2 protein-coding genes and 2 pseudogenes are annotated in these 4,309 nt (G+C 61.3%); all 4 read right to left on the bottom strand.

Annotated features, from left to right (window positions below; genetic code table 11):
• Positions 1-277 (bottom strand): annotated as a pseudogene (locus tag AAAB16_RS19975) (4-alpha-glucanotransferase); the annotation flags it as partial.
• Positions 274-2,046 carry a malto-oligosyltrehalose trehalohydrolase gene (gene treZ / locus AAAB16_RS19970; RefSeq protein WP_340664897.1) on the bottom strand — a complete coding sequence of 591 codons (1,773 nt, stop codon included), beginning with the start codon at positions 2,044-2,046 and terminating at the stop codon, positions 274-276. The pseudogene AAAB16_RS19975 and the gene treZ, both read right to left, overlap by 4 nt.
• Positions 2,046-3,506: a glycogen synthase GlgA gene (glgA, locus tag AAAB16_RS19965; RefSeq protein ID WP_340664898.1), complete on the bottom strand. Its 1,461-nt coding sequence runs from the start codon at positions 3,504-3,506 to the stop codon at positions 2,046-2,048. Before glgA ends, treZ begins: the two co-directional genes overlap by 1 nt.
• A gap of 331 nt (positions 3,507-3,837) precedes the next feature.
• Positions 3,838-4,309: pseudogene (locus tag AAAB16_RS19960) on the bottom strand (mechanosensitive ion channel family protein); the annotation flags it as partial.

Below are 4,309 nucleotides of genomic sequence, written 5' to 3'. Positions count from 1 at the left end.
GGGCAAAGCTGGTATTGCCGGCAAATTCGCTGGCCAACGACAACGGCCGGTGCGCCTCGTGGGTAATCAGCGGGTCCAGTTCGCGGCGTTGTTGTTCATGATTGAGCTGCGCCAGGCTAGCGGCAATTTGTTGTGGGCTTTGCGCGGCGTAGCCCAGGGCTTCCACCAGCGCCCGTTGTGCGTCCACGTCTACCTGTTGTGGGCGGCCATTGGCGTCCAGCCAATCCACGCTCAAACCCGCCGCCGTTGCCAGGCTGGCCAGTTGTTCGTCGCTCATGCGCTTTCCTCTAAACATGCTACGGCGCTGAATGGGCCGCGTAGTCCCTGTTGCGCAGCGTGTAAGTCAATGCGATTGCCAAATATCACCCGCGCCGCTGAGCCCAATGGCGGGGCGTTAACCGGGTCGGCGCTCAAGTTGAGGTCGATGCGCAGCTTGCTGCCATCGGCCAGCGTCCAGTTGGCGCTCACGGCCTTGTTGCCGAGTACTTGCACGGTGCCGCTGTGGCTGCCGGGCAGGCGCGGCACAATCAACTGATGGCGCAGTTCCAGCAGCTTGCGGTAGTAGATGCGCCAGGCCTGGTGAGTGGGGTCGATATCCGGGGCGTAGTCGGGCAGCGAGCTATTGAAAGTGCCGTATTTGTTCGGGTCGGGAATGCTGTCGCGGATAGCGGCATCCTGAAACACGGCAAAGTCTTTGAACTCGTTACGGCGGCCATCGCGCACGGCAATGCCCAGCTCGTCATGGTGGTCGGTGAAAAACAGAAAGGCTTGGCGCGAGCCCCATTCTTCGCCCATGAATAGCAGGGGAATCATCGGCGACAGCAGCAGCAACACGGTGGCGGCTTTAAGCGCGTCCGGGTCGGTCAGGCAGCTCAGGCGTTCGCCAAAGGCACGGTTGCCGACTTGGTCGTGGTTCTGCAAAAACAGCACAAAGGAGGTCGGCGGCAAATGCCCGCTGGGTTCGCCGCGCGCATGGCCATGGCGGTTGGTTTGGCCTTGGTAGACAAAGCCTTCGGCCAGGCAGCGGGCGAGCTTTTCCGTGGGTTGCTGCGCGTAGTCTTGGTAGTAGCCTTCGTGTTCGTCGGTGAGCAGCACGTGCAGGGCGTTATGGCCGTCGTCGTTCCACTGCGCGTCAAAGCCGGCTTGCAGCAACTCGGCGCTGTTGTCTTCGTTTTCCAGCACCAGGTGCAGATGGCGTTCCAGCGGCACCGAAGCGCGTAGGCGCTGGGCCATTTCGATAAGAAAGTCTTTCTCGCTGATGGCGTGCACGGCGTCAAAGCGCAGGCCGTCGACGCGGTAGTCCTGCACCCACATCAGGGCGTTTTCAATAAAAAAGTCACGCACCGCGGGCTGGCGGAAGTCGATGGAGGCGCCCCACGGCGTTTGGATGTCGTCCCTAAAGAAGCCTTTGGCGTACAAACCCAGGTAATTGCCGTCCGGACCGAAGTGGTTGTAGACCACGTCGATAAACACCATCAGGCCCAGGCCGTGGGCGGTGTCGATTAAGTGACGCAGCTCATCCGGGGTGCCGTAGGTGTTGTGCGGCGCGAACGGCAGGACACCGTCGTAACCCCAATTGCGCTCGCCGGGGAACTGGTTGAGCGGCATCAGCTCAATGGCGGTGACGCCAAGTTCGACCAGATCGGCCAAGCGTTCTTCAACGCCGGCAAAGCCGCCGAGCAGGCCGACGTGCACTTCGTAAAGTACGGTTTCGTGCCAGGGGCGACCCTGCCACTGTGGGTTCTGCCAAACGTAGCGGGTCGGGTCCACAACCAGGCTAAACCCATGCACATCGCTGTGCTGGGCACGCGCGGCTGGGTCGGGCACTTGCTGCTCGCCATTGATGCGGTAGGCGTAGGCACTGCCAGCCGGGTAGGGCAGCTGGGCGCGATGCCAGCCACCGGCGTCGGCCTGCAAAGGCTGCGCTGTACCGTCGGCAAACACCACGTCAACCTGGCGTGCATCCGGCGCCCAGAGGGCAAAATGGGTGCTGCCATCGGCCGCGTGCAGAGCGCCGTGAGTCGGCAACACACCTTGCTGCAGCATCAGCTATAACCCCGCACGCGCCGGGCCTGTTGTTGCAGCAGGTCTTTGTAGAGGCGGTCGTACGGCTGCACCGAGTCTTTCCAGTACAAAGGCGAGGCCATGGCGCGGCAGCGCATGGCGTTGAGCAGGTCGGGGTATTTGAAGACGTTGAGGGCGCGCTGTACGGCGTCGACATAGCTGTCTTTGGTGGCGCGGCGGAACAGAAAGCCGGTGACGCCATCTTCAATGGTGTCGGCCAAGCCGCCGGTTTTGCGCGCAATCGGCAGCGAGCCAAAACGCTGGGCGTACATTTGGCTCAGGCCGCAGGGTTCGAAGCGCGAGGGCATTAACAGGAAGTCGCTGCCGGCAAACATACGGCGGGCATCGGTTTCGTTAAAGCCGACGCGCACGCCCACCCGGCCGGGGTAACGTTTGGCCATTTCCAGCACCGCCTGTTCCAGCTCCGGTTCGCCACGGCCAATGATGGCCAAGCGGCCGCCACCGTTAACGATGGTGTCGACCACCTCTAGGGTGAGGTCGATGCCTTTTTGCTGCACCAGGCGTGAGACCACGGCGAACAGCGGACCGTCCTCCACGTCCAGCCCAAACAGCTGTTCCACGTAGGCGGCATTGCGTTTTTTGCCGCCCAGGTTGTGCATATGGAAATTGGCGATCAGGTGCGGGTCGGTGCGCGGATCCCAGGTTTCGTCAATGCCGTTGGTGATACCGCTAAGGTGGCCTTCGTGGGTTTTCGCTTGCAACATGCCTTGCATGCCGCAGCCAAAGGCTTCGGTGGTGATTTCTTCGGCGTAGGTGTGGCTGACGGTGGTGATATGGTCGGCATAGGTAATGCCGGCCTTGAGCAGCGACAGCTGACCGTAGAACTCCATGCCTTCCTGCCCACCGGCTTCAGGCGGCAGGCCAAGTTCAGGCATGCAGTGTTTGTCGATCATGCCTTGGTAGGCGAGGTTATGGATGGTAAACACGCAGGGGGTGTTCTGGCCTTGCCACTTCATATATGCCGGGGTCAGCGCGGTGGGCCAGTCGTTGGCGTGTACCAAGTCCGGGTTCCAGCTCATGGACGCTTGACCGCGGGCGATGTCGGCAGCGGCCATGCCCAGGCGGGCGAAGCGGATATGGTTGTCGGGCCAGTCGCGGCTGTTGGCGTCGCCATAGGGCGTGCCTTCGCGCTCATACAGTTCAGGGCTGATCAGCACATAAACAATCAAGCCGTCGGCCAATTCCATGCGGCCGATTTTGCATGGCGGCAGGGCTGCGTAACCGCCCACTTCGCCGACCACGCGCATGGGGTTGCCGCTTTCCAGCACTTGCGGGTAACCGGGGATTAGTACGCGAATATCATGGTGCTCGGACAGCGCACGGGGCAGGGCTGCGGAGACGTCGCCCAAGCCACCGACCTTGATCAGGTCGGCCATCTCGGAGGTCACGAAGAGGATTTTTTTCTTATTGGGGTACAGCATCTGTGGCTTCTGGCTTTCCAGCGGGGTGTCAGCCCTAGGTGGGACAATCGAAGCGAATTCATTCAGCCGGTCCATCGCTATTGCAGTGCCCATCTATTCCTCCCATGACACCGCGCCAAAATGGCGGTGCGCGTTTCGCTTGTTTGTCGCTAAAAAAAGGTGCGCATTGGCGGTACCAATACGACTTGCGGTGGTGTGGCGAAGTGGATTGGCCCGGGTAATCAGGTCTTTGCCCCTACTTAAGTGCTGACCGGCCGGTCTACGGAAAAGTTTTAATTTTTTTTCCCCGCGCAGACTGACGGGCCTAGACGCGGCAAGGGCTTACACCGGGCTATACCGGCGGTTGCCGTTCCGGTTCGGCGATGGGCTCGTGGCGGTTGGGGCTGACCACCTCGGCGGTGGGGCTGGCTTGAAAGGCGGCGCGCAGCTGCGGCAGCGATTGCGGGTGCTTGTGGCTGATAAAGGTAATCAGGTTTTCGCGGATATAGCAGCGCAAGTCCCAACCGCTGGAGGAGTCTCGCGAGCTGACCAATACGCGCAGTTGAATCGCCCGTTCGCTGGTCTCCACCACTTGCAGCACGCTAACGCGGCCGTCCCAGAGTTGCGGCACTTCCTGAAGCAGGCGCTCAAGCTCTTTGCGCAGCGGCTCAAGGGGAATGGAGTAATCGACCCAAAAGGTAATGGCGCCGGTGAGCGAGGACGACACGCGCGTCCAGTTCTGGAACGGGTTTTCGATAAACCATTGCAGCGGCACGATCAGCCGCCGGTCATCCCAGATGCGCACCACCACATAGGTACCGGTG

Origin of the sequence: Pseudomonas sp., from assembly GCF_037994325.1 — a bacterium.
In the GTDB taxonomy this organism is placed as follows: Bacteria; Pseudomonadota; Gammaproteobacteria; order Pseudomonadales; family Pseudomonadaceae; genus Aquipseudomonas.
This window is presented reverse-complemented; position numbering and strand designations above follow the sequence as displayed.